The following is a 26780-nucleotide window of genomic DNA, read 5'->3' on the forward strand; positions in this document are numbered from 1 at the left end:
ATACTACATACTTTCGTAATGTACAAATAATGATTGCTATCTCTATAATTTCATCTTATAATAGATATACAAGCTTAAATATTTTCGTCTATAATTGGGTGTATTTTACTATCCGATTGTAGAAAGTGACTTGGAGGTATGTATGGCAAAAGATGAGTCAAATAAAAAGTCTATTTTGGCTAAGATAAAAGGCGTGTTTTTTCTTGTGCCTAAAGCACTTATTTATCCTATAAAGAAACCGTTTGCTTCAATTGATGAAATGAAGCATGATGTTAAACTTTCATTAAAAAAGGCTGTGAGTGATGCACCTAAAGAAGAAGAGAAATATGACCCACCTATAAAAACCACAGAAGCTAGTAAGTACCTTGGCATACAAATAACAAAACAAGAAAAAGGTAAGGTAAGTTTTTTAGCGTCAAGAACTTTAACGGGGGATATACCTTACTTGAGTCCAGAGAAATTAGATAAAATAAGGAAAGATCTGCCAAATATAACTATTTTTAGAGAAGAAAACAAAATTGTAATTGAAGTTGATGTTGAGAAGATTATCCAAGAAATAAAAGATAAAAATCCAGGTATAGACGAAAAAGTAATGAAAAAGTACGCTATTGAAGGAATTTATAATAAAATTGATTATGATCTCAAAAATTTGGCAAAAATTACTGGTGGAGAGTTTAAAGTTCACACAGACCGAAAGTTGCTGTATGATATTGCAGAAAAGTTGTATAGTGGATACGATAGTAAAAAGCAACAGTCACAAGAAGTTATAAGGTCTATAGGTAAAGAAAAGTCATCAGAGAAAATTTTAAATAATTGGCAAAAAGCTATTAAACAAGATTTTGAAAGTTGCGAAAGCATAAGAGGTAGGGGGAAATAAATTATGGAGAGTGTTATGAAAGAAGTTAAAATAGAGCAAAGGTATCATAGCCTAACTGTTCCTGGAGATATGTATCATTTACAACCAGAAGTTATTGCTGCAAGAAGGGCAAAAAGACACCAAATGGACTATGGGTCAGTTTTGCGTGGAAAAGATATACAGCTAAAAGACGTTTCAAGTCTTGAAGATGCTTCTAGCGAAGCAGCAATAAGCCCACCTTCTACACCAAATCATAAGCAAAATAGAAGAGGACCAGGAATTTAATAAAGTATGGGTAGTACAGCTTATGATGACACTAATATTTTTGCTAAGATATTAAGGGGCGAGTTGTCTTATGAGGAAATACATAAAAATGAAAATGTGCTAGCTTTTCGTGATAAGTATCCTGATGCACCAGTTCATATTCTAGTTATACCAAAAGCTCAATACGTTTCATATGATGATTTTGTTCTGAAAGCTTCCGAAGAGGAAATAGTAAGTTTTTTTAAAACTGTTAGAGAAATAGCACATAAATATAACTTAGAAAAAACAGGATATAGATTAGTTACTAATCACGGTAAAGATGGAGAGCAAGTTATACCGCACTTTCACATACATATTTTAGGTGGTAAAAGATTAGGAAAGCATGTAAATTCATAGTGTTATATGTTTTTTAAATGAGCGAATATTTAACCATATTAATTTTTATCTGTGTATCAATTGTAGTATCCTTTACTTTAGGTGTATTAACTATGTTTCTTGCAGTCAGTAACCCAGATGGTGAAAAGCTTTCTACATATGAGTGTGGCTTTAATCCTTTATCAAGAGCCAGAAAAAGTTTCGACATAAAATTTTACTTAGTTGCAATATTGTTCATAATATTCGATTTAGAAATTGCTTTTCTTTTCCCTTGGGCCGTTTCTTTATCTAAAATAAGCTATTGCGGATTTTGGTCTATGATGATATTCCTTGCAATACTTACTATAGGCTTTATTTATGAGTGGTGTAAAGGTGCGTTGGAATGGGAGTAAATTTATCTAATGGAGACTGGAATCGTTACAAAAAAGAAGGTTTTCTTATCACTAAATTTGGCGATTTAATAGATTATATAATGAACTGGGCAAGGTCTGGTTCATTGTGGCCAATGACATTTGGTCTTGCATGTTGCGCAGTAGAGATGATGCACACTGCATCCAGTCGTTATGATCTTGATAGATATGGCATAATCTTTCGTGCAAGCCCAAGGCAAGCAGATGTTATGATTGTTGCTGGCACGTTAACTAATAAAATGGCAGCAGCATTGCGTAAAGTTTATGATCAAATGGCAGATCCCAAATACGTCGTTTCTATGGGAAGTTGTGCAAATGGCGGTGGCTATTATCATTATTCTTACTCAGTAGTCCGTGGTTGCGATAGAATTGTGCCAGTTGATGTGTATGTTCCTGGATGCCCTCCAACTGCTGAGGCGTTGCTATATGGAATGCTATGTCTACAAAATAAAATAAAACGAACTAAAAATATATAGCATGGATAAAACTGCAAAATACATACAAAAAAAGACTAAATGTGAATGTATTCAGAAAAATGATGGCACTATTGTAATATATTCAGCTTTGAATGACATTGAAAATCACTTACTCTTTCTACGTGATGATGAAAAGTGTAGGCTTGAATTATTAGTTGACGTTTTTGGAGTTGATTACCCAGATAGAGAAAAACGTTTCGAGCTAATATACAATTTGCTCAGCGTTGTACACAATATCAGAGTGCACATAAAGCTTCAGTTATGTGAAGGTGATATACCTCTAAGTGTAGCAAAGATATTTAACGCAGCTTCGTGGTTTGAGCGTGAAGTATTTGATATGTATGGAATAGAGTTTTCTGATCACCCTGATTTACGTAGGATTTTAACGGATTATGGATTCAAAGGTCATCCAATGTTAAAAGATTTTCCTCTCACTGGCTACGAGGAAGTAAGATACGATATAGAGGCAAAAAAGGTTGTATATAATCCTATAGACTTACCGCAAGATTTTCGTATGTTTGACAGCTTATCCCCTTGGGAAGGTAGGAAAGCCACAAAAGTAAATATAAAGGAGTAAAAAATGACAGCACAAAGAAAAAAAATATCTTTGATTGGCGCAGGAAATATCGGTGGAACGCTTGCCCATATGATTGCACTAAGAGAGCTAGGAGATATTGTTTTGCTTGATGTCAGCAATGGAATACCACAAGGTAAAGCGCTTGACATTGTAGAATCATCTCCTATTGATGGGTATAATGTCAATATTACTGGTACAAATAGGTATGAAGATATAAAAAGCTCTGACGCAATTATAATAACTGCTGGCATTGCCAGAAAACCTGGAATGAGCAGAGACGACCTTCTGGAAACTAATGCTGCAGTAATGAAAGAGGTTGGGGAAAATATTAAAAAACATTCTCCAAACGCATTTGTAATAGTGGTTACCAATCCTTTAGATGCTATGGTTTCAGTAGTACACAAATCTTCAAGTCTGCCAACTAATATGATTGTTGGTATGGCAGGAGTGCTTGATTCTGCTCGTTTTCGTTATTTTCTTGCAAGTGAGTTAAATATTTCTATTGAAGATGTATCTGCTTTTGTTCTTGGAGGACATGGTGACAGTATGGTACCACTAATCAATTATGCTTCAATTGCTGGCATTCCACTTACCCAAATCATTGAGATGGGTTTGATTACGCGAGGAAAAGTTGATGAAATAGTTGAGCGCACTCGTAATGGTGGAAAAGAAATAGTTGATCTACTTAAATCTGGATCTGCATACTATGCTCCTGCATCTTCAGCCATAAGCATGCTAGAATCATACTTAAAAGACAAAAGGCGTATATTACCATGCGCTGCTTATCTTAATGGTGAATATGGTGTGAAAGACTTATTCATTGGTGTTCCTACTATTATTGGCAAAAATGGAGTTGAGAAAATTCTAGAAGTTAAAATGAACGATAGTGAACAAGAGATGTTTTATAAATCTGTAAGTGCAGTAAAAGAGCTCTGTCAGCTAAATTAATTGCCCTATAGAATTTCTTTGACCTCAAGCTTCGAAAACAGTCTAAAAAAATTATTTGTAGTTATTTTTTCTACTTGTTCCGGCGATTCATTCCATAATTCTGCTAAACAATTCACAACATATTTCACCATTGCCGGTTCATTTTTTCTTCCTCTGTAAGGCTCAGGAGATAGATAAGGTGCATCAGTTTCAACTAAAACACGCTCACGTGGCACATTTTGTGCAATTTCTCTTAGTAAGTTCGCATTTTTAAAAGTAATAATTCCAGAAAATGAAATGTATAATCCCAAGTCCATAGCCTTATAAGCAAGCTCTTTAGAAGAAGCAAAGCAATGCATTACTCCACTAAAAGCGTCCTTCTTCATTTCTGAATTTAACATATCAATCATCTCACTATCAGCATTTCTAGTGTGAATAACTAAAGATAATCCTGTTACTTTTGCCGCTTCTATATGTGATGCAAAACTTTTTTTTTGATTGCTTTTGTTATCAGATTTATAAAAATCTAATCCGGTTTCACCGATACTAATTACCTTTTTGCCCCTAGTAAATTCAATCAATTCATCAGCATTTATACACTCACCTTTTTCCACATTAGTATCAAGCGGATGTATACCAACGGAGCAGTAGACTTGATCATAGGATGAAGAGATTTTTAATAATTTAGGGATATCATTAATGCTTATACATATGTTATGCAAAATTCTCACACCATTTTGCTCTGCTCTTGAAATTACCTTTGGTATTTCATCATCAGAAAAATAAATTAGATGACAATGAGAATCAACTATCATAAATAGATCCTTTTATGATAGAAGAAAACTCTTCTATCACTTTTTTATAAACTTCTTTTTTGAACGGTATGGAACTGGCTACCAAATCATCCACATTTTGCCAACGCCACTCTTTGAACTCTGGATGATCAGTATAGTTAATATTAATATCCTTATCCTTCCCACAAAATTTCATTAAGAACCACCTTTGCTTTTGGCCAGAATACCTCCCATTCCAGCATATCGGTATAACTTCCTCGGGTAAGTTGTAATATATCCACTCTTTATTTTGAGCCACAACTTCTACTTCATCAGTACCAACTTCCTCCAATAGCTCACGTAGCGCTGCCTGCTCTAGCTCTTCACCTTCATCAACTCCTCCTTGTGGCATCTGCCAATAAGAGTCACTATCAAAGCGTTTTCCAATAAAAATATTCCCCTGTTTGTTAAATAGCATTATGCCAACACAAGGGCGATACTCTTTCTCCTGGCTAACCACAAATATTCTCTGTTACTAAATTATCTATCATAGAAGTTCCAACTACTTTTTTACTATTCATTTTTTCAACAATTTTTTTTGCAACTTCTTTTGCGCTTAAGTTTGAGTTATCAATTTCAAGTGAACCTTGAGGCACAAATAGTTTCTTTCCTTTAATTTTTCTCATAGCAAAATCTGAATCAGTAATTTTTCTCTCCTGCTCTCTTTCCTTTAATTGAACGCGCTTTACTAGTTCTCCACTATTACAATATAACACCACAGGGAGAATCTCCACGTTCATTTTTTTACTTAAATTCACCACTGAGTTATATACTTTTTGATCATAGGAATCACCTTTTATCAATTCGTTTGTAAATATATAATGCTTTGATTCTATATGGTATTTTTCCAATATTGCTAACATATTCTCTCTAATCACAAAAATTTCTTCCCATATTTCACTTGTAACCTCAGCGTTTCTGAAATCAATCATATCAAATATAATATTATTAAACAGGTTATTGTCTACTATCACCCCATCAATAATATTACACAGCTCTTTTGCAATCGTAAGTTTGCCACTACCCGAAAATCCTATTAAGTAAATGATCATACCATCAGAAAACTATCATATATTACAAATATATGTATTATAAACGTTACACTAGAAACATATCAAAAATAGTTCATATTCAGAAATTTTGAGTGTATCATTACAGATAAATTATATAATTTAGAATAATGAACGGTGATACAGAATCAATAAAAAATACAATTGTAGATGTAATAGATCAAAACAAAGGTCAAGATATAGTTACTTTTGATGTACAGAATAAAACTGTCATTGCAAAATATATGATCATTGCATCCGGTGATTCGAGCCGCCATGTAAAAGCATTAGCTGAGCAAGTGATGAAAAATCTCAAGCAATATGATAAAATAGATGTAGAAGGTATGGATGAAGGTAACTGGGTGATTGTGAATTTTCAAGGTATAATGGTTCACCTATTCAGGCCAGAAGTAAGAGAATATTATAAGATAGAAGAGTTATGGAATTGATTATCCAGGTAGCTGGTATACACTTGCTCAAATGTTGTAATTTTGAAGGCAACCCTTATGAAGTTGGTGGTGTCATTCCAGTGCTTGACGCTGGAATCTAGAAAACTTAATCATAAACGAGCACACTATACAACATTTTTGATGAAATTTCATAATAAACTGGATTCCAGCGTCAAGCACTGTAATGACACCATCGTTAACAACACCGTTTACACACAAAATAACATATTATGAAACATAAATCCGAGTTTTTAAACTTCATTCAAGAAAGAGGATACCTATATCAATGTACAAACATTGATAGGTTAGACCATCTATTATCACAAGATAATTATATAATTGCATACATTGGGTTTGATTGTACGTCACCAAGTTTGCATATTGGCAGTCTCATTCAAATCATGATGCTCCGTCACCTACAAAAATTCGGTTATAAGCCAATAGTTCTACTTGGAGGTGGCACAACAAAAATTGGTGACCCATCTGGTAAAGACAAAGCAAGAAGCGTCTTGCCGATAGAAGATATCAATCAAAATATACTTGGTATAAAGAAAACCCTCGAGAAGATGATATCTTTCGATTATGGAAAAACTGGTGCAATCATAGTAAACAACGCAGATTGGTTAGATAACATAAAATATATAGACTTTTTGCGTGATATAGGGACACATTTTTCTGTAAATCGCATGTTAGGCTTTGATAGTGTGAAAATTAGGCTAGATAGGGAGCAAAATCTAAGCTTTCTCGAGTTTAATTACATGTTGTTACAAGCCTATGATTTTGTCGAGTTGAATAAAAAGTATGGCTGTCGTCTCCAGATTGGAGGGTCAGACCAATGGGGAAATATAGTAAACGGAATTGAACTTGGCAAAAAGTTAAATTTACCTGAGCTGTTTGGTCTTACCACACCTCTTTTATTAAACGCACAAGGAAAAAAGATGGGCAAAACTGAAAGTGGAGCAGTATGGCTTGATGGCAGCATGCTAAATTCTTATGACTATTGGCAATATTTTCGCAATGTTGATGATCAAGATGTTGGTCGTTTCTTGAGACTTTTCACTGATTTACCAACTGATGAAATTAAAAAACTAGAGTCCTTGAAGGATCAAGAAATAAATGAAGCAAAAAAGGTCTTGGCAACAGAGGTGACAAAAATATGTCATGGTTGCAAAGAAGCTGAACTTGCACGATCTGCTGCAATCTCTGCTTTTGAAAATGAAGACAGTTCATTGCTTTCTGGTTACACTATCACAAGAGAACAAGTTGCAAATGGCATACTCCTGATAGACTTGCTTCATGACACCGGTTTTGAACCTTCAAAAGGTGCGGCAAAGCGTTTAATACAGGGAAATGGATGTAAAGTTAATGATAATACTATAAACGATGTTAACTATATAATAAATTCTGAGAGCTTCAAAGATCATTCATTCATAAAATTGTCTGCAGGAAAGAAACGCCATATTAAAATTTTAGTGAGTGAAGTAAGAAAGTGAATTTGTATCTGTTCAGCAGAATAGCAAAATAAGGTAGCCAAGAAAAGATAATTATAGGAACAAATGGATATCATTGAAGCAGCTGACACTGTGGCAGAATCGCTAGGCAACCCTACTATCGCTAGCAGTTTCTTGCTGTCGATTTGCTAAGATTGGTTTATCAACTTGAGTATCAGGATTTGACAATTTATATATAGCATTGCCAACTATTAGTGCTGTTGCTGTAATTGCAACTACTGCTATAACTATAGGTATTAACTCAGCTGTAATTGCTCCGGCTGTAAAAAGTGCTATAGATATAGCAGTACCTAATAATGCAGTTACTCCACCGGGGCTTTGTTGCATCACTATAGTATTTTCTAAAATGAATGGATAAATTTCCATTATGGTATTACCAACCAAAAGTTGTAAGTCTGTACATTTATACATTAGAGGTCTGAGGCGGCTTTTGATGGTATGCCAACAGTGTTCTATGGGATTCAAATCTGGTGAATATGTTGGAAGATACAGCACATGAAAGCCAAAAGACTCTATTAATGATTTTGTTTTAGTGGTCTTATGAAATGTAGCATTATCCATAACTATGGTTGTGCCAAGTGGCAATTTAGGTAATAACATCTTCTCCAACAATATATTGAATACCTCTTTTTCACACCCACCTTTGAAAGTCATTGGTGCAATAAATCTCATTCCAATCCACCCGGCTACTATACTGATTCTCTCTCGAGTTCTCCGTGGAATATCTGCATAAATTTTCTTTCCTCTTGGAGCACGTCCATATTCTCGGTATAACTTATTATCAACTCCTGCTTCATCTATATATAAGATGCTGGAATGTTCTATTTTTGAGATTTTATCAATAAATTGCTGCCTATCTTCTTGATTGCGCTCTTGATATAGTGTGACTTTTTTTAAAGTAATTTTTAGCTGTTTTAGTCTATACCAAATTGAATTTATTCCAAATCCAAGATTTTGTTTCATCTCTGCCAGAGTATGATCTGGATTCTTTGTAACATATTCTTCGAGTATTTTTGGGTCTATTTTTCGAATAAAGCTACCGTTTTTAGATGGCTTTAAGCTTTCACCAGCAGCTTTCTTTTTTAACCAGCGGTACAGAGTTGCTATTCCTATCTCCATGAGCTCTGCTATCTCAACCTTTGTCTTCCCTTTTTCTATCATCAATACTGCCTTTTCCCTTAAATCCACACTATATGCCATTATAACTCAAATACTTTATTATACCTTTATCATTTGCTTTGGGAAATACTATATCTATGAAAGGCTAACTATACAAGCAGCTTATTGAAAATCTTATTTTTTGCAATCAATCTGATTAAATTTAAGAATAGTAATTTATTGTTTGTACTAGTAAATTTAATTCTACTTAAAATAGCTAAAGCATTGAAATTCTTTAATTCTAGCTAGATTAGTGAATGATAGTAAAACTTCTTTTACTTAAATTTAGATATTTACTGACTGTCCTTACTATAAATGCTAGAATAATAAACTATTGATATTCTACATTTTATCTTTTATTCATCGTAGATAGCGATTCAACAAAGCCCAATAGCGTCAACTTAAGGAAAGATGTTAAGGAGTAAAATACTGTGAAAAATAGGACCTTTGGTTTCTATTTTATTTCAATAAAGAAGATATCAGTAAAGCTTATCTATTAAGGTGTCACATAGAGGAGTGCTATAAAATACTCAAAGTAGAAGGAGAATTAGAGAATTTTTCTGAGATAAATTTAGAGATAAGAATTTTGTGCAAATTTGGTCATGTGCAATACTTCATATGTGTGATGCACAAGAGCCTTGGAACCCAGATCAAATTGCTAAGTATCGTTTAAATTTTTCAGTTTTATTTGCTATAATGAAACAAAAACTTTATCAGGTGCTTGTTGGAACCAAAAAATTTTCAAGCCCTTTTTAAAATACTCACTAAAGTTAACGTGAAGATTGTATAGCCGCAATAAAATAGATAAGCCTAAACGCCATAATGTCTTTAGGAGAGCTTGCTAATTTATTCTCTTAAGTTAACGCCATTGCCTGAACAGATACATAAAAAAGTAGTACTTGCAAGAAAGAGTTACTTAAGAAATTAATTAACTTTGCTATTCTCTCTAACATACCTAGAAGAAATAGATACATTATCTAATGCACTACTAATCCTAGTATTCCTTTCATTAATCGCTGCAGTTGGTTGAAAAGTGGCATAGATATATTGTGGTATGTCATTAATTCGTACTATAATAGAATTAATACATTCAATATTACCTTTATGTATAGCGATGCCAAGTGGCGTTAAGCTGTACGTCTGACCAGTTGGAGATATTACAGCATTGTGATTAGCAAGAATATCTTGCAATAAACCACTATTTTGAGCATGAGTTAAAATCGAATTAATATGTGCATGATTACCTTCATATATAGCAAAGCCAAGTGGTGTTAAGTTGTACTTCCAACCATCTGAAGAATACAAAGTATTTTTAGCAGTAAGAACTTCTTGCAGCTTACCATTATTTTGAGCTTGTCTTAAAATAGAATTAACATATTGATTGTTATTTCTATATATAGCAAGGCCAAGCAATGTTAAAATGTATGTCCAATTATTCAGAATATCTTGCGATACAACATTATTTTGAATCATTGTTGAAATGTAGTTACAACATTCCTTATTATTTTCATATATGGCAAAGCTAATTGGTGTTAAAATATGCGTCAGACCATCTGAAAACTGTAAAATATTTTCAGCAATAAAAACGCCTTGCAGCATATCATTATTTTGAGCGTTTTCTAAAATAGAACTGATACATTCTTTATTACCTTTATATATAGAGAAACTGAGTGTTGTTAAAGCATACTCCTTAGTATTGAAATACTGTACAATATTTCTAGCAGCAAGAATATCTTGTAGTATTCCACTGTCCTGGGCTTTTGTTAAAATATCATTAATATATCTTGGCTTATTGTAATGTATAGCAAAGCCAAGCGATGTTAAGGTGTACATCAGACCATCTTGATAGTTTATAATATTTTCAGTATTAATAATCTCTTGCACTGTACCGTTATTTTGAGAATGTATTAAAATAGAATTAACGCATTCGTTATTACATTTGAATATGGCTAGGCTAAGTAGTGTTAAAGTGCGTTCCCCACCTCTTGGAAATCGTTTAGTATATCCTATTGTAAGAACTTTTAGTAAATCATTCTCTGAGGCTCTTTTCAAGATATTACCAATTTCCTCACGATTTGATATTACCTTTTTCAACTTTAAATGCAAATTTCGTTGTGCTTGTGTTAAGTTGTTATCATTTAGCATATTCTTGTAACCTCGCTTTAAAGTCAGTGCAGTTTAATTATTCTATGTTAGTATACACCAATAGAAAAAATTCATCATATGTTCTGGAAAAAATTTACACAGGTTAATGAGGAAATCGTAAGAGAGAGCCTAAAAAAGGTTATAGAGAAGAAAAGTGGTAAGAATGTTGGTGTAGTATCCTCAATTGTTATTAAGGGTAAAGATGTTGCTTTTGCTCTTGAAGTTACTGAGCCAAATGAAGAATTAAGAAAAAATTGTGAGCAAGCTGTTAAGGCGATACCGGGAGTAGGAAAGGTTACTGTAGTTGCTACTGGTAAAAAACAAGCTAGGCAACAAAAAGCTAAACTTCATATCGAAGGAGTGAAAAATATAATTGTCGTTGCTTCTGGTAAAGGAGGTGTGGGTAAGTCGACAGTTGCACTAAATCTAGCTCTTTCGTTAGCAGAATTAAAACATAAAGTTGCGCTAGTTGATGCAGATATATATGGTCCTTCGATTCCTAAAATGTTGGGCACTGAGAAATTAAAACCAGAAATACAGAGTGGTAAAGCAATGCCTATAGAGAAACATGGTCTCTATACTATTTCAATTGGCTATTTTATTGATAAGGACCGCGCAGTAATATGGCGTGGACCTATGATCACAAAAGCACTTTACAATTTGCTAATGGGAACAAGGTGGTCTGATATAGAATATTTAATCATTGATACACCGCCTGGCACTGGCGATGTACATTTAAGTCTGATGGAGAATTTTAGTTTAACTGGAGCAATAATAGTTTCAACTCCACAGGAGCTTGCTTTAGTCGATGCACAAAAAATTTATGATATGTTCACAAAGCTCAGCGTGCCAATTATCGGCATTGTGGAAAATATGAGCTATTTTGTTCAAGATAATTCAAAAATACACATATTTGGAAAAGGTGGTGCAAAAAAAATGTCTGAAGAGCTGGGAGTCAAACTCTTGAGCAGAGTTCCTCTAGATCCGCAAATATGTAGTGCTTCTGATTGTGGAAATCCTTCAATACTAAGTGAGGATTTAGTAAGGATTTATGAAGGCATTGCTAAAGATGTTAGGTCTTTTGTATGCAGTCTATAAAGTTTTTTTAAACTATAGTATTTCCCAAAGCAAATGATAAAGGTATAATAAAGTATTTGAGTTATAATGGCATATAGTGTGGATTTAAGGGAAAAGGCAGTATTGATGATAGAAAAAGGGAAGACAAAGGTTGAGATAGCAGAGCTCATGGAGATAGGAATAGCAACTCTGTACCGCTGGTTAAAAAAGAAAGCTGATGGTGAAAGCTTAAAGCCATCTAAAAACGGTAGCTTTATTCGAAAAATAGACCCAAAAATACTCGAAGAATATGTTACAAAGAATCCAGATCATACTCTGGCAGAGATGAAACAAAATCTTGGATTTGGAATAAATTCAATTTGGTATAGACTAAAACAGCTAAAAATTACTTTAAAAAAAAGTCACACTATATCAAGAGCGCAATCAAGAAGATAGGCAGCAATTTATTGATAAAATCTCAAAACTAGAACATTCCAGCATCTTATATATAGATGAAGCAGGAGTTGATAATAAGTTATACCGAGAATATGGACGTGCTCCAAGAGGAAAGAAAATTTATGCAGATGTTCCAGGGAGAACTCGAGAGAGAATCAGTATAGTAGCCGGGTGGATTGGAATGAGATTTATTGCACCAATGACTTTCAAAGGTGGGTGTGAAAAAGAGGTATTCAATATATTGTTGGAGAAGATGTTATTACCTAAATTGCCACTTGGCACAACCATAGTTATGGATAATGCTACATTTCATAAGACCACTAAAACAAAATCATTAATAGAGTCTTTTGGCTTTCATGTGCTGTATCTTCCAACATATTCACCAGATTTGAATCCCATAGAACACTGTTGGCATACCATCAAAAGCCGCCTCAGACCTCTAATGTATAAATGTACAGACTTACAACTTTTGGTTGGTAATACCATAATGGAAATTTATCCATTCATTTTAGAAAATACTATACTTCCTTAATAGTAATATTTGGATTTCTTTCTACCCATATTTCAATTTGCTCACGTTGATTTTTGTTTAATTTGCTTTTTCTTCTCCGCTGAAACGGGGCAAATAATTTTTCTACTCTACCAAATTTTAGATGCTTTATCCATTCAGTCAAAGCAGTCCTTGAAATTTTACATATTCTTGCCACAGCGCTTATACTACTTTCTTTTCCTGCTATCACCGCTTGTAACTTTTTTGAAACATATGCGTTATTTCTTACCTTTTTTAACATTTCTTTCGCTAAATTTACAACTCTTTCGTCTAATAGTTTTGACCTTAATGCCATTTATACCTCGCTATTTCACTTACTCTAGTATGACTTTTTCCCCATTATTCTCTATCTGTTCTTTCTATAGCGGGAATTGGTATAACACTGCTGCTGGGAATCCTTCTGCTTCTGTTACAATATTTAGACAATAGTACATTCCATATATAAAATATACGTACGAAAACCCTGGCGTACCAAACATTACTGAGGTTCGATTAGTATAGCCTCTTGCTGCATGACAAGCTGGGTCATCCATTCCTATATACGCTTCAACTTCAGTTATTATTCCACTAAAATTAGAAAATTTCAGCATCTTCCCTAGCAGCTCCCCAGCTACGGTTAAAGTTGGCCGTTCATAGAAATTTCTTGGTAATATTGTGTTATTCATCATAGAAGTACAAGTTACTTACATTTGTAAGCAAGTTATACTATTTTTGCTTTTTCTTATTTATTTAGTCAAGAGCATTTCTGAGAAGTAGAAGTTGGTGTTGTTGTCACATTTGTTACATCTGTTGAAGGCTGCTGTAAAACCTTGACTGATTCAGAGCTCTTTTGTTGCAATTGCGGTACTAACGCTTCATATAAAGATTTTGGCTCACGTCTCTTACCTATTTTGACTTCTTTATTTGCACGCAACTGCTCTGCAGTAACACCGTTGCCTTCAAGGAGAGTTACACCATTCTTACCATCAATGTTAACTTTAACTTTGCATTCTCTTCCATCAACATACCACTTTAAAGTCATTTCATATAACCCACTCATTATTTCATAAACTCTTTCCTCATTATCACTATAGCAAGATGCCCCCCTCTTTTTTTCTTGATTAGGATGACAAAATGTAATTGTTCTTACACCATACTCTTTACATATACTACCGCCTAGAAGTTTAGCTATATCTACTCCTTCTTTATTGGCATGTAGCACAACTCTCACGGTAGGATAAACAATACTCTCTTCCCTTTTGCCTTCTTTTATCATTATGGACTCTATGGTATATACCTTCGATATCTCTGCCTTAATTTGGTCAGCAATCTTGCCTACAATCTCTTTACCATGATAGTGAGATTCTGCTTTCTTCGGAGAAAAAGGTTCTTTGTTTGTAGTATTAGTGTCTGGATCATTCTGTAACTCAAAGAATTTATCACATTCTTCATCACTGTCTAATTTGATATATTCACGCTTGTTCTTGCCTGATACTGCATTCTGAATACTAGACGATCCTTATGTTACAGTTGTACCAGATCTATTGCCTTTACCTTTTAGAAGAACAAGATGCTCTTCTGACCTTTCTTCCTTACTCAACTTTGAAGCTGCATCACCAAAAGAAGGTTTCTCTACTATATGCGTGTAAGAACTTTTAACTCTACTCTCATTATCAGGTACTGTAGTAGCCCACAAAAGCTTTTTAATATAATCTAACATATGCCACCTCTTACCATTAACTAAATATCAGTATGCAAACTTTGCTATAACTAATCAATAACTAAATTTACTCCAAATAAAATGAGCTGATAAAAAGGTATAAATTGAGATTAGGTAAAGCTTTTGGTATAATATCTAGTTAATTTTGAATAGGCAGGTGATCTCATCTACAAAGACGTTTTTTATCTCATTTATTTTTGGGTTTATTCTCTTTCCCTATTTTATAAAACTTCTAAAAAAGATAAGTAAAGATGGACAACCAATCAGATCATATGGACCAGAAAGTCATTTAATAACAAAAAAGAATATACCACCTATGGGTGGAATAATAATACTAACTTCTGCTTTATTACCAATCCTGCTTTCGACTCAATTAACACCAGAAATTTCATTGCTGGTATTTATAACTCTATTTTTTGCTCTACTTGGATTTATTGATGACTATTTAAAATTGAAGACAAATCACCACCGAGGTTTAAGTGCAAAAACCAAAATACTTATTCAGTTTGTCGTTACTCTGGTCTGTATGTTTATACTTAAGCTACAATCTGCTGAAGGTTTTACAAAAATTTCTCTATTTAGAGAAGTAGAAATCGACCTTGGCTATCTATATCTTCCGTTTGCTGCATTTGTAATTGTCGGCTCTTCTAATGCTGTGAATCTTACAGATGGCCTAGATGGCCTTGCTGCAACTCAAGCCATTACTTCCTTTTCTTTTTTGGGGCTAATTGCATACATCACTCAGACAGATGTAAACATTACTTTATTCTGCATTGCATTTATAGGAGCTATTTTAAGTTTCTTGTGGTTTAACACACATCCAGCAAAAATATTTATGGGTGATGTTGGAAGCCTATCAATCGGTGCAGCTTTAGGACTCACTAGTGTTCTAATTAAAAAAGAAATGCTTTTTGCCGTTATTGGAATAATCTTTGTAATAGAGACTTTATCTGTGATTATTCAGGTATCATATTTTAAATATACAAAATTTAGATATGGAGCAGGAAGAAGAATTTTCCTTATGACACCAATACATCATCACTTTGAAAAGAAAGGGTGGTCAGAAAATACAATAGTTATAAAATTTTGGATAATTTCTATTGCTTGTTCGATTTTTGCTTTAACTTTCTTATTATAGGAATTATGAAATATCCAGACTTTTCATTAGAAAATACATTATCAGGAATTATAGCAGGAGTAGATGAAGTAGGAAGAGGTCCGCTTGCCGGTCCAGTGATGTCTGCAGCTGTAATATTTACTGATAGAGATACGGTTATTGATGGAATAAACGACTCAAAAAAGCTAACCCCTAAGTGTAGGCAAGTTCTATACGAAAAAATAACGTCTGTTGCAAAATTTGGTATAGGAATGGCAAGCGTAGAAGAAATAAACTCATACAATATTTTGCAAGCAACAAAGCTTTCAATGAAACGTGCGTTGGCAAACTTGAATCTAGAACTAGATTATGTTCTAGTTGATGGTAATCAACCACCTGAAGTAAAATGGCAAGTAAAATCTATAGTGAATGGTGATAGCTTAAGTATATCAATCGCAGCTGCTTCAATCGTTGCAAAAGTTACAAGAGATCGGCTTATGGAAGAATTGCATAATAAGCATCCTCAATATAATTGGTATAAAAATAAGGGATATGGAACAAAAGAACACCTCAGCGCTATTGGCCTTCATGGAATTACGAAGCACCATAGAAAGAATTTTGCACCTATAAGAATACTACAGCCTTTAATCACTTACCTTTTTTGAAAGGTATGTTTTCATTAAACAGGCAGACTGTGATTGATCCGTTTCTTAAGGTAAATACCGAGCTTACTCTTTCAATTATCAGGTAGTCATCAACTGTACGAAAATTTATCAAGGATTCATATCCTGCAGAATCAACCATAAAAACTGCCGGGAAATCAGAGTTTATTTTATTAAATTGTAGATATGTAAATTTTCCGTCATCAAAAACCTTAATTGGTATTATTGATTGACTGCCTTTAACGTGAGAGATGGAATAGTTAAAATTCAAGCCTTTCTTTATAACCTCAATATCACTTATATCAGGGATAGTGGTATGACTAGCTTGCTCTAGAATATCACCGTTACTCGTTGAATAAATTTCATCACTGTTGAACAGTGGATAAAGAAACCTTACTTCATATGCTAACCTTGGATCATCTAGCCCGTTTGCTTCTTCAGCATGAAATTCGAAATAATAAACTCTTTTATTGGTAATTATAGTTGCATTAGTATCGGCAATATCATCTATAGGCTTAATAAATAATCTATTACCTTGAGGAAGGAGTTGCCAACCGGTTGCATCACCCATTGAAAGACTCTCTATTACCTCCCCTGGCTCAAACAATATGCTGGATTGATAACCATAAAAGCCCGTGTACTTATGTATAGCCTGTGGATTATAATTCATTACCTTTATGTGGTTATCACCAGCTATTGGTCTTGGTTCCTGTTTTGCAAGTGCATAACCACCACAAAAAAATAATAGTGCAACAAAGAGTACCCTAATCATAGTATCAAAATAAACTGATCTTCATTTTATCATTGATAGACATGCACTGCAACTGTTAAGCTATCCCAGTAGTAAGCGACAGAAAATGCAAGCTTCATAATAATTCATTACTGCAGGAAAAAGGGGAGTGTTAAATAAACCATACGCGTCAAGTTAAGGAACTGTGGTAATAAACTTAGTGTAAGGAAGAGAAAGAAAAGATATAAGTTCTCTTAAATCTAACAAAGAAAACGGAGAACTTATACAATGAAAAGAATAGTTTGCATCTCAAAAAAGCTCAAAGAATTTTTTAATGAAAAAGCAGATAAAATCTCAGCTACAACAGGGTTCATAAAAAGAAAGAGGAAGCTAAAAGGCTCGTAGTTCATAAAAGCCATCGTTTTGGGTAATATAGGGGTTGATAATTGTAGTATAGAGACAGTGTGTCAATTATTGAATGAAGACTCGATAAATATAACAAAACAAGGTCTGGACTTTAGATTTACCAAGGAAGCAGTGGAATTTATGAAAAGAATGTATAATGAATCTTTAACGTTACTTAAAAATACCTTACAAGTTGATTGCAGAATCTTGAAGCACTTTGGAGGTGTTAAATTATTAGACAGCAGCTACATTAGCTTACCTAACAGTATGGAAGACATGTATAAAGGTTATGGTACCAGCTACAGTGGTTATGAAAGCAATACTAAGTCTGGAATAAAGTTACAATTAGTTTTTGACTACCTAAACCAGACATTAGACCAGCTTAATATAACTGAAGGAATAAGGTCAGATCAGGGTTATAGAAGCCATTTAAGCAATATATCGAACAACGATTTACTAATATCTGATTTGGGTTATTTTGTGCCAAGTTCTTTTAAACACATCAATGAAATAGGAGCTTATTTCATAAGTCGTTATAAATCCGATACTAACATATATGATATAGAGACAGGTCAAAAATAGATTTACTAGAACATTTGGGAGATCGATCTTTTCTAGAACAGGAGGTATTGTTAGGAAAAGAGACAAGGGTTAAAGTAAGAATTATATTTAAAAACTAACTGAAGAACAAGCTGTGGCTAGAAGAAGAAAGGCTAATAGGTTAGCAAGATCACATGGATACACATCTTCTCAAAGGAACCAAAAGTTACTAAATTGGTCAATATTTATAACTAATGTTCCAAAAAGTAAGATTAATGCTGAGCAAATACTAGTAGTTTACCGAATAAGATGGCAAATTGAATTATTGTTCAAATTATATAAGAGTAATATAAGGATTGATAAGCTGAGAGGAAAGCCATACAGAGTATTATGTGAGCTATATGCCAAATTGTGTGCAATTCTTATATTTCATGGAATAGTGGGTTGCACAGAACTGAAAAAAAAATACGGAGCTTAGCTTAACAAAGGCATTTATTGAGCTAAAAAGACGGGTTAGAGAGTTATTTTTAGCACTAAATAATAAAATTAAAGGCTTAAATATTTTTCTCAAAAAGCTTACCATAACTTGGTCGCAGTTTTCATTAAAAGACAAGTGCAGAAAAACTAGGGTATCCACCTTAACTTCTCTAAATTTGCTCACAATCTCTTAACTCGACGCGTATGGTTTATTAACACTCCCTGCAAAAAATTAACTACAGATTTTATGTCTAAGTTACTCCACAAAATTTTTCCTTTCCTTATCCAAGATTCAAATTTATAGTATCGATTCCTTTTTATGAAATATGAAGCCACCTCAAGTTATAGTTAAGCCTATATTCAGTGAATTACTTTCACAAGTGCAATTGATTTTAGTGTTATACTGTTCTAACAGTAAAGAAGTCATATAGATAATAATGTCTTTTGTATCCAAACGAATATCATTTTTTTTTGTTAATTTGCTCACTAATAATGTACTTATTGATTTATGTTCATTTACTACTTTTATAGTGAGTAGTGTTTTATCTTCTGTTTTAGTCAATAAAATAGACACTAATTCAATTTGTGCCACTGCACTGATTATAGTTATCACCATATTGGAAATTATCTTATTTATTTTTTCAATTAAGTTTTCTGTAGGACATTCACTTACTCTCCACTGAAGCTTTACTTTTTTTTTAATAAATAATTTTCTATATTGGATTTAGTCTTAACAAAGCTGCAATTATCTGATGAATGAGAATACGCTTGCTTCATAACTTTATATTTATATATTAAATCATCGGAGCTTTCTTTAAGCAATGACAATGCTTCGTTTTGCATATTAGGGTTGTTTTCTTCAAGCTCTTCCAATCCACCCACTATTCCTTGCATAGAACTAGCAAAATCATGAAGAATTCGTCCTGATAGGCACTCTGTTATTAACATTATGTTTTTATTCATTTGATAAAAGTATAAATGATTTAAGTTAACCCTATATTGGTAGGCATGTATAGTATTTCCCAAAGCAAATGATAAAGGTATAATAAAGTATTTGAGTTATAATGGCATATAGTGTGGATTTAAGGGAAAAGGCAGTATTGATGATAGAAAAAGGGAAGACAAAGGTTGAGATAGCAGAGCTCATGGAGATAGGAATAGCAACTCTGTACCGCTGGTTAAAAAAGAAAGCTGCTGGTGAAAGCTTAAAGCCATCTAAAAACGGTAGCTTTATTCGAAAAATAGACCCAAAAATACTCGAAGAATATGTTACAAAGAATCCAGATCATACTCTGGCAGAGATGAAACAAAATCTTGGATTTGGAATAAATTCAATTTGGTATAGACTAAAACAGCTAAAAATTACTTTAAAAAAAGTCACACTATATCAAGAGCGCAATCAAGAAGATAGGCAGCAATTTATTGATAAAATCTCAAAAATAGAACATTCCAGCATCTTATATATAGATGAAGCAGGAGTTGATAATAAGTTATACCGAGAATATGGACGTGCTCCAAGAGGAAAGAAAATTTATGCAGATGTTCCAGGGAGAACTCGAGAGAGAATCAGTATAGTAGCCGGGTGGATTGGAATGAGATTTATTGCACCAATGACTTTCAAAGGTGGGTGTGAAAAAGAGGTATTCAATATATTGTTGGAGAAGATGTTATTACCTAAATTGCCACTTGGCACAACCATAGTTATGGATAATGCTACATTTCATAAGACCACTAAAACAAAATCATTAATAGAGTCTTTTGGCTTTCATGTGCTGTATCTTCCAACATATTCACCAGATTTGAATCCCATAGAACACTGTTGGCATACCATCAAAAGCCGCCTCAGACCTCTAATGTATAAATGTACAGACTTATACCAATTCCCGCTATAGAAAGAACAGATAGAGAATAATGGGGAAAAAGTCATACTAGAGTAAGTGAAATAGCGAGGTATAAATGGCATTAAGGTCAAAACTATTAGACGAAAGAGTTGTAAATTTAGCGAAAGAAATGTTAAAAAAGGTAAGAAATAACGCATATGTTTCAAAAAAGTTACAAGCGGTGATAGCAGGAAAAGAAAGTAGTATAAGCGCTGTGGCAAGAATATGTAAAATTTCAAGGACTGCTTTGACTGAATGGATAAAGCATCTAAAATTTGGTAGAGTAGAAAAATTATTTGCCCCGTTTCAGCGGAGAAGAAAAAGCAAATTAAACAAAAATCAACGTGAGCAAATTGAAATATGGGTAGAAAGAAATCCAAATATTACTATTAAGGAAGTACAAATAAAAATCTCAGAGGAATTTGCCCTAAACATCAGCAAATCAACAGTGCACCGTGAGATACAAAGGATGAAATTTTCTTACATAACACCGAGGCCAATGCACCATAAACAAGATAAAAACAAGCAAGAAGAGTTTAAAAGATACTTCAATAAAATAGTCAATTTCCACCCTAAAAGGGAGGTGTTTTTTTTTTGATGAATCACGATTTGGGACTCATTCAAAAATCGGACACGGATGGTTTAAAAAAGGGGTCAGAACGCAGGTTAAAATGAAAATTGGTAGACAAAATTTCTATATCTAAAGTGCGGTAAATCCAAGAAGTGGTAAGAAAATTAGCCTACTTGCTCCATATGTAAACACTGATTGTATGAATATATTTCTGGAGCAGATGTCGAAAGATTTAGGCACGAAAGAAGCCTTTCTTGTAATGGATTGTGCAAGTTGGCATAGATCAAAAAGTTTGAAAATTCAGGAAAACATTACCATCATATACTTGCCTCCTTATTCACCGGAACTGAATCCTGTTGAAAGGTTGTGGCAATATATCAAATACAATACTTTACGCAATAGTATAGCTCTTTTCATAATGGTCCAAACGGTTTAAAATAAGAGTTTATAGTAGTGAAGGTAAGTATGCCAGCAGCATATAGTTATGATTTAAGAAAAAGCAATGGAGGTACTAGACGAAGGGGAAAGCAGAGAAACGGTAGCAGAAAGATTTAAAATTGGAAGAACTACATTATGGGAGTGGCAGCAAAGAAAAAGAAACAGGAGATTTTCAGTCGAAAAACTTGGAAATGGAGGTTATAATCATAAAATTACCGACTGGAATAAATTTACTGAATTTGCCAAAAACATGGTGGAAAAACTCTATCGGAAATGGCTAAGCTTTGGAGTAATGTTAGTATCCCAACGATTCATCTAGCTCTTAAAAAATTGGACTCACACGCAAAAAAGACATATGGATACAAAGAAAGGAATGAAGAAAAACGTGCTGAATTTTTGAAAATTATAGCAACGAAAGAACCTCAAAACTTAGTATATATAGATGAATCTGGTATTGATAATACCGAAGACTATCCCTATGGATATTCTCAGAAAGGACAGCGATTTTATGCCCTAAAATCTGGAAAGAAAACTCAACGAATTAGCATGATTGCAGCTCTAAATAGTAGAAAAATAGTTGTTCCGTTAACATTTGAGGGCCATTGTAATATGGATATCTTTAATAAATGGTTTGAGCAGTTTTTGACACCTATTTTGGAACCTGGACAAACTGTTATCCTTGATAATGCTACTTTTCATAAGTCTAATAAGATTACTGAACTTGCTAAAGAAGTTGGTGCTGAAATTTTGTATCTTCCTACGTATTCCCCAGATTTCAATAAAATTGAGCATCATTGGTTTGCTATAAAAAATAGAGCTAGGAAAAACATCCCTCTATTCACATCTTTTCGTCATGCTGTTGATTCTGCTTTTCTATGAACTTTCCGGACTATTATGAAAAGAGCTATATCTACGATACCATAGGTTTACTTGAAGATGTTTTGTGTAATTTTATTGTCAATATTTCCAGTACTACTATTAAACGAGTTTGTAATGTTTCTTATTTGTTCCGTCAGTAATGGATTTTGGTATTATTTGTTCGGTCAGTAATGGATTTTGGTATTATTACCTAAATTGCCACTTGGCACAACCATAGTTATGGATAATGCTACATTTCATAAGACCACTAAAACAAAATCATTAATAGAGTCTTTTGGCTTTCATGTGCTGTATCTTCCAACATATTCACCAGATTTGAATCCCATAGAACACTGTTGGCATACCATCAAAAGCCGCCTCAGACCTCTAATGTATAAATGTACAGACTTACAACTTTTGGTTGGTAATACCATAATGGAAATTTATCATTCATTTTAGAAAATACTATAGTAGTCAATTTAAGAGAAAGTTTCGTTGCGCTTTTTGTGTCAAAGCATTAATGTAGTATTAATAATTATAAGATTTATGAAGGCGTTATGAATACTTATGCTAAATCTGGAATAGACCTTAAACTATATAATGAACTAATAAAAAAAGTTAAACCTATTATTGAAAAGACTAAAGGAGAAGAAGTAATTAGTGAAGTAGGATCATTTTCTGCATTGTTTGACTTTTCTTCGCTGAGTAAGAAATACGACCATCCAGTACTTGTTTCCTCAACTGATGGAGTGGGCACAAAACTATTAATAGCTCAAGAGGTGAATAAGCATGATACTATAGGTATAGACTTAGTTGCAATGTGTGTAAATGATTTACTTGCACAAGGAGCAACACCTTTATTTTTCCTTGATTACTTTGCAACAGGCGTTTTAAACAAAAACGTTTTATTGTCTCTAATCCAGGGCATTGCAGAAGGGTGCAAGGAATCTAAAATAGCATTAGTTGGTGGAGAAACTGCAGAAATGCCTGGAATGTATGGTAACAATCACTATGACCTTGCAGGGTTTGTGGTTGGTGTTGTTGATCGAAAGCAAATTCTTCCAAATTGTAGTATAATGAAAGCAGGTGACTGTGTAGTTGGTTTAGAATCAAATGGAATTCACTCAAATGGATTTTCTTTGGTGCGCCATATTTTTAAAAGCTTAGGTATAAATTATAATGATATATCTCCATGGAATAATAAATCTTGGGGTGAAATATTACTTAAGCCAACAAAGATATATGTTGATTCTTTGTTGCCTATTATGCCAAAGGTAAAAGGCATTGCGCATATAACAGGTGGCGGGTTAATAGACAATATCCCAAGAATTCTCTCAGGAAATTTATTTGTAGACATAAATATTAATTCTTGGAAATGGCCAGATATATTTTTATGGCTGAAAGAAGAAGGCAAAATAGAAAAGAGAGAAATGTTAAAAACATTTAATTGCGGCATAGGTATAGTACTGATTGTAGATCCCGATAATATGAAGGATGTGGAAAGCCATTTCCAAAAGCGTGGAGAAAAAATTGAGATTATTGGAAAACTTGATGAGGCATGTAACCCTCCACTTGATAGAGTGGTATTTAGTTAGTCTAATACCAATTCCCGCTATAGAAAGAACAGATAGAGAATAATGGGGAAAAAGTCATACTAGAGTAAGTGAAATAGCGAGGTATAAATGGCATTAAGGTCAAAACTATTAGACGAAAGAGTTGTAAATTTAGCGAAAGAAATGTTAAAAAAGGTAAGAAATAACGCATATGTTTCAAAAAAGTTACAAGCGGTGATAGCAGGAAAAGAAAGTAGTATAAGCGCTGTGGCAAGAATATGTAAAATTTCAAGGACTGCTTTGACTGAATGGATAAAGCATCTAAAATTTGGTAGAGTAGAAAAATTATTTGCCCTGTTTCAGCGGAGAAGAAAAAGCAAATTAAACAAAAATCAACGTGAGCAAATTGAAATATGGGTAGAAAGAAATCCAAATATTACTATTAAGGAAGTACAAATAAAAATCTCAGAGGAATTTGCCCTAAACATCAGCAAATCAACAGTGCACCGTGAGATACAAAGGATGAAATTTTCTTACATAACACCGAGGCCAATGCACCATAAACAAGATAAAAACAAGCAAGAAGAGTTTAAAAGATACTTCAATAAAATAGTCAATTTCCACCCTAAAAGGGAGGTGTTTTTTTGATGAATCACGATTTGGGACTCATTCAAAAATCGGACACGGATGGTTTAAAAAAGGGGTCAGAACGCAGGTTAAAATGAAAATTGGTAGACAAAATTTCTATATCTAAAGTGCGGTAAATCCAAGAAGTGGTAAGAAAATTAGCCTACTTGCTCCATATGTAAACACTGATTGTATGAATATATTTCTGGAGCAGATGTCGAAAGATTTAGGCACGAAAGAAGCCTTTCTTGTAATGGATTGTGCAAGTTGGCATAGATCAAAAAGTTTGAAAATTCAGGAAAACATTACCATCATATACTTGCCTCCTTATTCACCGGAACTGAATCCTGTTGAAAGGTTGTGGCAATATATCAAATACAATACTTTACGCAATAGTATCTACGATACCATAGGTTTACTTGAAGATGTTTTGTGTAATTTTATTGTCAATATTTCCAGTACTACTATTAAACGAGTTTGTAATGTTTCTTATTTGTTCCGTCAGTAATGGATTTTGGTATGAGTTCATCTATTTGGCCATTAAAGAATTCAATAGTTTTTTGACAACTTTCCCTTATATGGTCGTTTTCAGGTGCTTCCAGTCTACATTTTTCCTGAGTTCTCATTTGCGTGATGTCATCACGACGTTGACAAAGTGCAACCAAGGTTCTCTAATTGCGTACAAGTCAACAATAATTTTCACATAGATCAAAATAGCATATTTCCTCCATAATCCTTGATATAAATTAAAAATAGCATGCTTCCATGGTTCTCTCCGCGGTCTGATATGGCTAGTTTAATTTTAGCCAAGCCGCACTATACTTGTTAGGGCGGAAGTGGATGGCAACATGTTGTTTACGAAGTCTACGCTTCAACCATAGCTCTTGCTTATCCCTTCCATCGGCATTACTATCTTTACTTTCAATAAAATTATTGTCCTATACTCCTTTAGTGTTTATTGATAATAAAATTCTGTTTTATCAACCAACATTCTATGCATAATTAAAGCTAGTTTTCTTGCTAATGCAACTACTGCTTTCTTTACACCCTTCTTTTTTGCAAGCTTTATTCCCCAGCTTTTTAATTTGAATTTTTTCTTGCTAACTGTCAGTATTGTATGCGCAGCTTCATACAACATATTTCTACATTCTACCGGTCCCATCTTTGATATGCTACCATGACGATTAACTTCTCCAGAAGCGTACTGTCTTGGCGTCAATCCCATATAGGCTCCGACTGTATCAGATGTTTCAAACCTATGTGGATTATCAATTGTAGCCTTATACGTCATTGCTACTATAATACCAACTCCTGGTACAGTAGTTAATAATTTGCAATCTTCGTCTTTCTTGCCTTTCTCTGATAATATTTTATCAAGCTTTTTTATTGATTCTTCTATTATTTCCAAACTACAAACTAATGCTTCAATTGAATCCTTACTGACTTTATCTAGATCTTTTATTGCTTCTTGCACTTTTAAAGAAAAGATTACAATCTTTGACTTCTTGCCAAGATTTATTCCGTATATCTTCAATAGCCCTCTTATTGTTCCCATAATTTGCTCTCTGCAATACATTAACTGCCTTCTACTTCCGAGCGTTACCTTAACTTGACAAGACTCATCTGATTTTACTAATACCTCTTTATACAGCCCAGCTCTCATCATTTGTGCTATACCCCTTGCATCATTTTTATCGTTTTTATTGATTCTCGCAGACAATGATGCTGCCATATGCCTCGCATCTACACAAATTACTGGTAATTCAAAGCTCCTTAACTCTTTGCACATCGATATTGACAATTGCCCACTTTCTATTCCTATGGATTCGTATTCTCTGCTTTGACTAAGCAGAAACTCAGCTATTGCACTGCTCTCACTTGCAACAATTTCTTCTTTAACAATTTTTCCTTTCTCATCAACGATACTTACAAAAGTTTCTTTGAGTGACAAATCTAATCCGCTATAATATTTCATAAGACTACTCCTACTGTAAAGGTTTAAATTATTTTTGAAGAACAGATTCATTGAACTTGTTACTTCGTGCTAAAATAATGGAGTATGTCTCTCCATCATTCAATCGCAATTACAGTATGTTGTTTGAAGCCTGCTCTTGTAAACCGGCTCCGAGGGACCTACCCTCATCTACTGTGC

The 26780-nt window shown here is 33.7% G+C and carries 29 protein-coding genes and 10 pseudogenes; 24 read left to right on the plus strand and 15 right to left on the minus strand.

Going from position 1 to position 26780, the window contains the following annotated elements:
* Window positions 1-142: 142 nt before the first annotated feature.
* Genes M3L71_RS07305 through mdh form a run of 7 tightly spaced genes read left to right on the plus strand, consistent with a single transcriptional unit; the run spans window position 143 to window position 3906 of the window.
* On the plus strand, window positions 143-877 hold the full coding sequence (locus M3L71_RS07305) for a hypothetical protein (protein ID WP_349292752.1): 735 nt from the start codon (window positions 143-145) through the stop codon (window positions 875-877).
* A gap of 3 nt (window positions 878-880) precedes the next feature.
* Entirely contained in the window at window positions 881-1141 is a 261-nt protein-coding gene (locus tag M3L71_RS07310) for a hypothetical protein (protein ID WP_280143527.1), read from the plus strand.
* Between the two features lie 6 nt (window positions 1142-1147).
* Window positions 1148-1516, plus strand: coding sequence for an HIT domain-containing protein (locus tag M3L71_RS07315; RefSeq protein ID WP_006014413.1), 369 nt, complete (start codon window positions 1148-1150; stop codon window positions 1514-1516).
* 17 nt (window positions 1517-1533) lie between these two features.
* Window positions 1534-1887: an NADH-quinone oxidoreductase subunit A gene (gene ndhC / locus M3L71_RS07320; RefSeq protein ID WP_280143528.1), complete on the plus strand. Its 354-nt coding sequence runs from the start codon at window positions 1534-1536 to the stop codon at window positions 1885-1887.
* A complete protein-coding gene (locus tag M3L71_RS07325; RefSeq protein ID WP_015588278.1) occupies window positions 1878-2381 on the plus strand; it encodes a NuoB/complex I 20 kDa subunit family protein in 504 nt (167 codons plus the stop codon). The genes ndhC and M3L71_RS07325 overlap by 10 nt, the downstream gene beginning before the upstream one ends.
* A gap of 1 nt (window position 2382) precedes the next feature.
* On the plus strand, window positions 2383-2958 hold the full coding sequence (locus M3L71_RS07330) for an NADH-quinone oxidoreductase subunit C (protein ID WP_264374529.1): 576 nt from the start codon (window positions 2383-2385) through the stop codon (window positions 2956-2958).
* A 3-nt stretch (window positions 2959-2961) separates the two neighbouring features.
* On the plus strand, window positions 2962-3906 hold the full coding sequence (gene mdh, locus M3L71_RS07335; RefSeq protein WP_280143529.1) for a malate dehydrogenase: 945 nt from the start codon (window positions 2962-2964) through the stop codon (window positions 3904-3906).
* Between the two features lie 5 nt (window positions 3907-3911).
* Here the strand turns inward: mdh and M3L71_RS07340 are convergent, their stop codons facing one another.
* From M3L71_RS07340 to M3L71_RS07350, 3 genes are read right to left on the minus strand one after another with little or no spacing between them, the layout of a single operon-like run.
* Window positions 3912-4700 carry a TatD family hydrolase gene (locus tag M3L71_RS07340; RefSeq protein WP_280143530.1) on the minus strand — a complete coding sequence of 263 codons (789 nt, stop codon included), beginning with the start codon at window positions 4698-4700 and terminating at the stop codon, window positions 3912-3914.
* Entirely contained in the window at window positions 4690-5178 is a 489-nt protein-coding gene (locus tag M3L71_RS07345; protein WP_280143531.1) for an RNA pyrophosphohydrolase, read from the minus strand. Before M3L71_RS07345 ends, M3L71_RS07340 begins: the two co-directional genes overlap by 11 nt.
* Window positions 5171-5770: an AAA family ATPase gene (locus M3L71_RS07350; protein WP_280143532.1), complete on the minus strand. Its 600-nt coding sequence runs from the start codon at window positions 5768-5770 to the stop codon at window positions 5171-5173. The genes M3L71_RS07345 and M3L71_RS07350 overlap by 8 nt, the downstream gene beginning before the upstream one ends.
* 128 nt (window positions 5771-5898) lie before the next feature.
* Here M3L71_RS07350 and rsfS point away from each other — a divergent pair, with 128 nt between their 5' ends.
* Together rsfS and tyrS are read left to right on the plus strand one after the other, a co-directional pair.
* Window positions 5899-6216 carry a ribosome silencing factor gene (gene rsfS / locus M3L71_RS07355; RefSeq protein WP_064085463.1) on the plus strand — a complete coding sequence of 106 codons (318 nt, stop codon included), beginning with the start codon at window positions 5899-5901 and terminating at the stop codon, window positions 6214-6216.
* Between the two features lie 230 nt (window positions 6217-6446).
* Complete coding sequence (tyrS, locus tag M3L71_RS07360; protein WP_280143533.1) at window positions 6447-7709, plus strand: tyrosine--tRNA ligase; 1263 nt, start codon at window positions 6447-6449, stop codon at window positions 7707-7709.
* A 102-nt stretch (window positions 7710-7811) separates the two neighbouring features.
* On the opposite strand, the pseudogene M3L71_RS07365 reads toward tyrS, so the two are convergent.
* Window positions 7812-8039: pseudogene (locus tag M3L71_RS07365) on the minus strand (ankyrin repeat domain-containing protein); the annotation flags it as partial.
* A gap of 147 nt (window positions 8040-8186) precedes the next feature.
* Window positions 8187-8927: pseudogene (locus tag M3L71_RS07370) on the minus strand (IS630 family transposase); the annotation flags it as partial.
* 421 nt (window positions 8928-9348) lie between these two features.
* Between M3L71_RS07370 and M3L71_RS07375 the strand changes: the two are divergent.
* A pseudogene (locus M3L71_RS07375) lies at window positions 9349-9730 on the plus strand (IS4-like element ISWosp8 family transposase); the annotation flags it as partial.
* Window positions 9731-9809: 79 nt separating this feature from the next.
* Here the strand turns inward: M3L71_RS07375 and M3L71_RS07380 are convergent.
* Window positions 9810-10979 (minus strand): WD_0033/WD_0034 family tandem repeat-containing protein, encoded by a 1170-nt coding sequence (locus M3L71_RS07380; RefSeq protein WP_280143534.1) that lies wholly within the window; start codon window positions 10977-10979, stop codon window positions 9810-9812.
* 129 nt (window positions 10980-11108) lie between these two features.
* Between M3L71_RS07380 and M3L71_RS07385 the strand changes: the two genes are divergently transcribed.
* From M3L71_RS07385 to M3L71_RS07395, 3 genes are all read left to right on the plus strand, one after another.
* A complete protein-coding gene (locus M3L71_RS07385) occupies window positions 11109-12128 on the plus strand; it encodes an Mrp/NBP35 family ATP-binding protein (protein WP_280143535.1) in 1020 nt (339 codons plus the stop codon).
* Window positions 12129-12194: 66 nt separating this feature from the next.
* The gene (locus M3L71_RS07390; RefSeq protein WP_280143264.1) at window positions 12195-12542 is read left to right on the plus strand and encodes an IS630 transposase-related protein; all 348 of its coding nucleotides are present in this window, start codon (window positions 12195-12197) and stop codon (window positions 12540-12542) included.
* Window positions 12543-12561: 19 nt separating this feature from the next.
* A complete protein-coding gene (locus M3L71_RS07395; protein WP_280144179.1) occupies window positions 12562-13074 on the plus strand; it encodes an IS630 family transposase in 513 nt (170 codons plus the stop codon).
* On the opposite strand, the pseudogene M3L71_RS07400 reads toward M3L71_RS07395, so the two are convergent.
* Window positions 13064-13387: pseudogene (locus M3L71_RS07400) on the minus strand (IS630-like element ISWpi10 family transposase); the annotation flags it as partial. The gene M3L71_RS07395 and the pseudogene M3L71_RS07400 overlap by 11 nt on opposite strands.
* Between M3L71_RS07400 and M3L71_RS07405 the strand changes: the two are divergent.
* Complete coding sequence (locus tag M3L71_RS07405) at window positions 13381-13521, plus strand: hypothetical protein (protein WP_280143536.1); 141 nt, start codon at window positions 13381-13383, stop codon at window positions 13519-13521. The pseudogene M3L71_RS07400 and the gene M3L71_RS07405 overlap by 7 nt on opposite strands.
* Here M3L71_RS07405 and M3L71_RS07410 read toward each other — a convergent pair.
* The 3 genes and pseudogenes from M3L71_RS07410 to M3L71_RS07420 form a co-directional block, all read right to left on the minus strand.
* Window positions 13470-13757: pseudogene (locus tag M3L71_RS07410) on the minus strand (DNA-3-methyladenine glycosylase); the annotation flags it as partial. The gene M3L71_RS07405 and the pseudogene M3L71_RS07410 overlap by 52 nt on opposite strands.
* A gap of 68 nt (window positions 13758-13825) precedes the next feature.
* Window positions 13826-14347, minus strand: a complete 522-nt coding sequence (locus M3L71_RS07415; RefSeq protein WP_280143537.1) for a hypothetical protein — start codon at window positions 14345-14347, stop codon at window positions 13826-13828.
* A gap of 243 nt (window positions 14348-14590) precedes the next feature.
* Complete coding sequence (locus M3L71_RS07420) at window positions 14591-14791, minus strand: hypothetical protein (protein WP_280143538.1); 201 nt, start codon at window positions 14789-14791, stop codon at window positions 14591-14593.
* 157 nt (window positions 14792-14948) lie between these two features.
* Here M3L71_RS07420 and mraY point away from each other — a divergent pair, with 157 nt between their 5' ends.
* Both mraY and M3L71_RS07430 read left to right on the plus strand, forming a co-directional pair.
* A complete protein-coding gene (gene mraY / locus M3L71_RS07425; protein WP_280144180.1) occupies window positions 14949-15929 on the plus strand; it encodes a phospho-N-acetylmuramoyl-pentapeptide-transferase in 981 nt (326 codons plus the stop codon).
* Between the two features lie 5 nt (window positions 15930-15934).
* Window positions 15935-16552, plus strand: coding sequence for a ribonuclease HII (locus M3L71_RS07430; protein ID WP_280143539.1), 618 nt, complete (start codon window positions 15935-15937; stop codon window positions 16550-16552).
* Here M3L71_RS07430 and virB9 read toward each other — a convergent pair.
* A complete protein-coding gene (gene virB9, locus M3L71_RS07435) occupies window positions 16536-17321 on the minus strand; it encodes a P-type conjugative transfer protein VirB9 (protein ID WP_280143540.1) in 786 nt (261 codons plus the stop codon). The genes M3L71_RS07430 and virB9 overlap by 17 nt on opposite strands.
* Before the next feature lie 246 nt (window positions 17322-17567).
* Between virB9 and M3L71_RS07440 the strand changes: the two are divergent.
* Window positions 17568-18895 (plus strand): annotated as a pseudogene (locus tag M3L71_RS07440) (IS4 family transposase).
* 143 nt (window positions 18896-19038) lie between these two features.
* Here the strand turns inward: M3L71_RS07440 and M3L71_RS07445 are convergent.
* Together M3L71_RS07445 and M3L71_RS07450 are read right to left on the minus strand one after the other, a co-directional pair.
* Window positions 19039-19425 (minus strand): histidine phosphotransferase family protein, encoded by a 387-nt coding sequence (locus M3L71_RS07445; RefSeq protein WP_225247280.1) that lies wholly within the window; start codon window positions 19423-19425, stop codon window positions 19039-19041.
* Entirely contained in the window at window positions 19389-19664 is a 276-nt protein-coding gene (locus M3L71_RS07450) for a hypothetical protein (protein ID WP_012481935.1), read from the minus strand. The genes M3L71_RS07445 and M3L71_RS07450 overlap by 37 nt, the downstream gene beginning before the upstream one ends.
* A 101-nt stretch (window positions 19665-19765) precedes the next feature.
* On the opposite strand from M3L71_RS07450, the gene M3L71_RS07455 reads away from it, so the two are divergent.
* The 7 genes and pseudogenes from M3L71_RS07455 (at window position 19766) to M3L71_RS07485 (ending at window position 25136) form a co-directional block, all read left to right on the plus strand.
* Window positions 19766-20593: an IS630 family transposase gene (locus M3L71_RS07455; protein WP_280143542.1), complete on the plus strand. Its 828-nt coding sequence runs from the start codon at window positions 19766-19768 to the stop codon at window positions 20591-20593.
* Window positions 20594-20657: 64 nt separating this feature from the next.
* Window positions 20658-21558: pseudogene (locus M3L71_RS07460) on the plus strand (IS630 family transposase); the annotation flags it as partial.
* A gap of 59 nt (window positions 21559-21617) precedes the next feature.
* Window positions 21618-22469 (plus strand): annotated as a pseudogene (locus M3L71_RS07465) (IS630 family transposase).
* Window positions 22466-22609 (plus strand): hypothetical protein, encoded by a 144-nt coding sequence (locus M3L71_RS07470; RefSeq protein ID WP_280143202.1) that lies wholly within the window; start codon window positions 22466-22468, stop codon window positions 22607-22609. Before M3L71_RS07465 ends, M3L71_RS07470 begins: the two are co-directional and overlap by 4 nt.
* A gap of 37 nt (window positions 22610-22646) precedes the next feature.
* Complete coding sequence (locus tag M3L71_RS08500; protein WP_410543483.1) at window positions 22647-22907, plus strand: transposase; 261 nt, start codon at window positions 22647-22649, stop codon at window positions 22905-22907.
* Window positions 22908-23005: 98 nt separating this feature from the next.
* Window positions 23006-24043, plus strand: coding sequence for a phosphoribosylformylglycinamidine cyclo-ligase (purM, locus tag M3L71_RS07480; protein ID WP_280143543.1), 1038 nt, complete (start codon window positions 23006-23008; stop codon window positions 24041-24043).
* An 87-nt stretch (window positions 24044-24130) separates the two neighbouring features.
* Window positions 24131-25136: pseudogene (locus tag M3L71_RS07485) on the plus strand (IS630 family transposase).
* A 13-nt stretch (window positions 25137-25149) separates the two neighbouring features.
* Here the strand turns inward: M3L71_RS07485 and M3L71_RS07490 are convergent.
* Window positions 25150-25296: pseudogene (locus tag M3L71_RS07490) on the minus strand (IS110 family transposase); the annotation flags it as partial.
* Window positions 25297-25583: 287 nt separating this feature from the next.
* Window positions 25584-26603: an IS110 family RNA-guided transposase gene (locus tag M3L71_RS07495; RefSeq protein WP_280143544.1), complete on the minus strand. Its 1020-nt coding sequence runs from the start codon at window positions 26601-26603 to the stop codon at window positions 25584-25586.
* Window positions 26604-26780 lie beyond the last annotated feature (177 nt).

This window comes from Wolbachia endosymbiont of Frankliniella intonsa (assembly GCF_029856955.1).
In the GTDB taxonomy this organism is placed as follows: domain Bacteria; phylum Pseudomonadota; class Alphaproteobacteria; order Rickettsiales; family Anaplasmataceae; genus Wolbachia.

Coding starts and splice junctions, on each gene's coding strand:
- M3L71_RS07305 (WP_349292752.1), top strand. CDS start 143: ATGGCAAAAGATGAGTCAAATAAAAAGTCTATTTTGGCTAAGATAAAA.
- M3L71_RS07310 (WP_280143527.1), top strand. CDS start 881: ATGGAGAGTGTTATGAAAGAAGTTAAAATAGAGCAAAGGTATCATAGC.
- M3L71_RS07315 (WP_006014413.1), top strand. CDS start 1,148: ATGGGTAGTACAGCTTATGATGACACTAATATTTTTGCTAAGATATTA.
- ndhC (WP_280143528.1), top strand. CDS start 1,534: ATGAGCGAATATTTAACCATATTAATTTTTATCTGTGTATCAATTGTA.
- M3L71_RS07325 (WP_015588278.1), top strand. CDS start 1,878: ATGGGAGTAAATTTATCTAATGGAGACTGGAATCGTTACAAAAAAGAA.
- M3L71_RS07330 (WP_264374529.1), top strand. CDS start 2,383: ATGGATAAAACTGCAAAATACATACAAAAAAAGACTAAATGTGAATGT.
- mdh (WP_280143529.1), top strand. CDS start 2,962: ATGACAGCACAAAGAAAAAAAATATCTTTGATTGGCGCAGGAAATATC.
- M3L71_RS07340 (WP_280143530.1), bottom strand. CDS start 4,700: ATGATAGTTGATTCTCATTGTCATCTAATTTATTTTTCTGATGATGAA.
- M3L71_RS07350 (WP_280143532.1), bottom strand. CDS start 5,770: ATGATCATTTACTTAATAGGATTTTCGGGTAGTGGCAAACTTACGATT.
- rsfS (WP_064085463.1), top strand. CDS start 5,899: ATGAACGGTGATACAGAATCAATAAAAAATACAATTGTAGATGTAATA.
- tyrS (WP_280143533.1), top strand. CDS start 6,447: ATGAAACATAAATCCGAGTTTTTAAACTTCATTCAAGAAAGAGGATAC.
- M3L71_RS07385 (WP_280143535.1), top strand. CDS start 11,109: ATGTTCTGGAAAAAATTTACACAGGTTAATGAGGAAATCGTAAGAGAG.
- M3L71_RS07390 (WP_280143264.1), top strand. CDS start 12,195: ATGGCATATAGTGTGGATTTAAGGGAAAAGGCAGTATTGATGATAGAA.
- M3L71_RS07405 (WP_280143536.1), top strand. CDS start 13,381: ATGCCATTTATACCTCGCTATTTCACTTACTCTAGTATGACTTTTTCC.
- M3L71_RS07415 (WP_280143537.1), bottom strand. CDS start 14,347: ATGATAAAAGAAGGCAAAAGGGAAGAGAGTATTGTTTATCCTACCGTG.
- M3L71_RS07420 (WP_280143538.1), bottom strand. CDS start 14,791: ATGTTAGATTATATTAAAAAGCTTTTGTGGGCTACTACAGTACCTGAT.
- M3L71_RS07430 (WP_280143539.1), top strand. CDS start 15,935: ATGAAATATCCAGACTTTTCATTAGAAAATACATTATCAGGAATTATA.
- virB9 (WP_280143540.1), bottom strand. CDS start 17,321: ATGATTAGGGTACTCTTTGTTGCACTATTATTTTTTTGTGGTGGTTAT.
- M3L71_RS07450 (WP_012481935.1), bottom strand. CDS start 19,664: ATGAATAAAAACATAATGTTAATAACAGAGTGCCTATCAGGACGAATT.
- M3L71_RS07455 (WP_280143542.1), top strand. CDS start 19,766: ATGGCATATAGTGTGGATTTAAGGGAAAAGGCAGTATTGATGATAGAA.
- M3L71_RS07470 (WP_280143202.1), top strand. CDS start 22,466: ATGAACTTTCCGGACTATTATGAAAAGAGCTATATCTACGATACCATA.
- purM (WP_280143543.1), top strand. CDS start 23,006: ATGAATACTTATGCTAAATCTGGAATAGACCTTAAACTATATAATGAA.
- M3L71_RS07495 (WP_280143544.1), bottom strand. CDS start 26,603: ATGAAATATTATAGCGGATTAGATTTGTCACTCAAAGAAACTTTTGTA.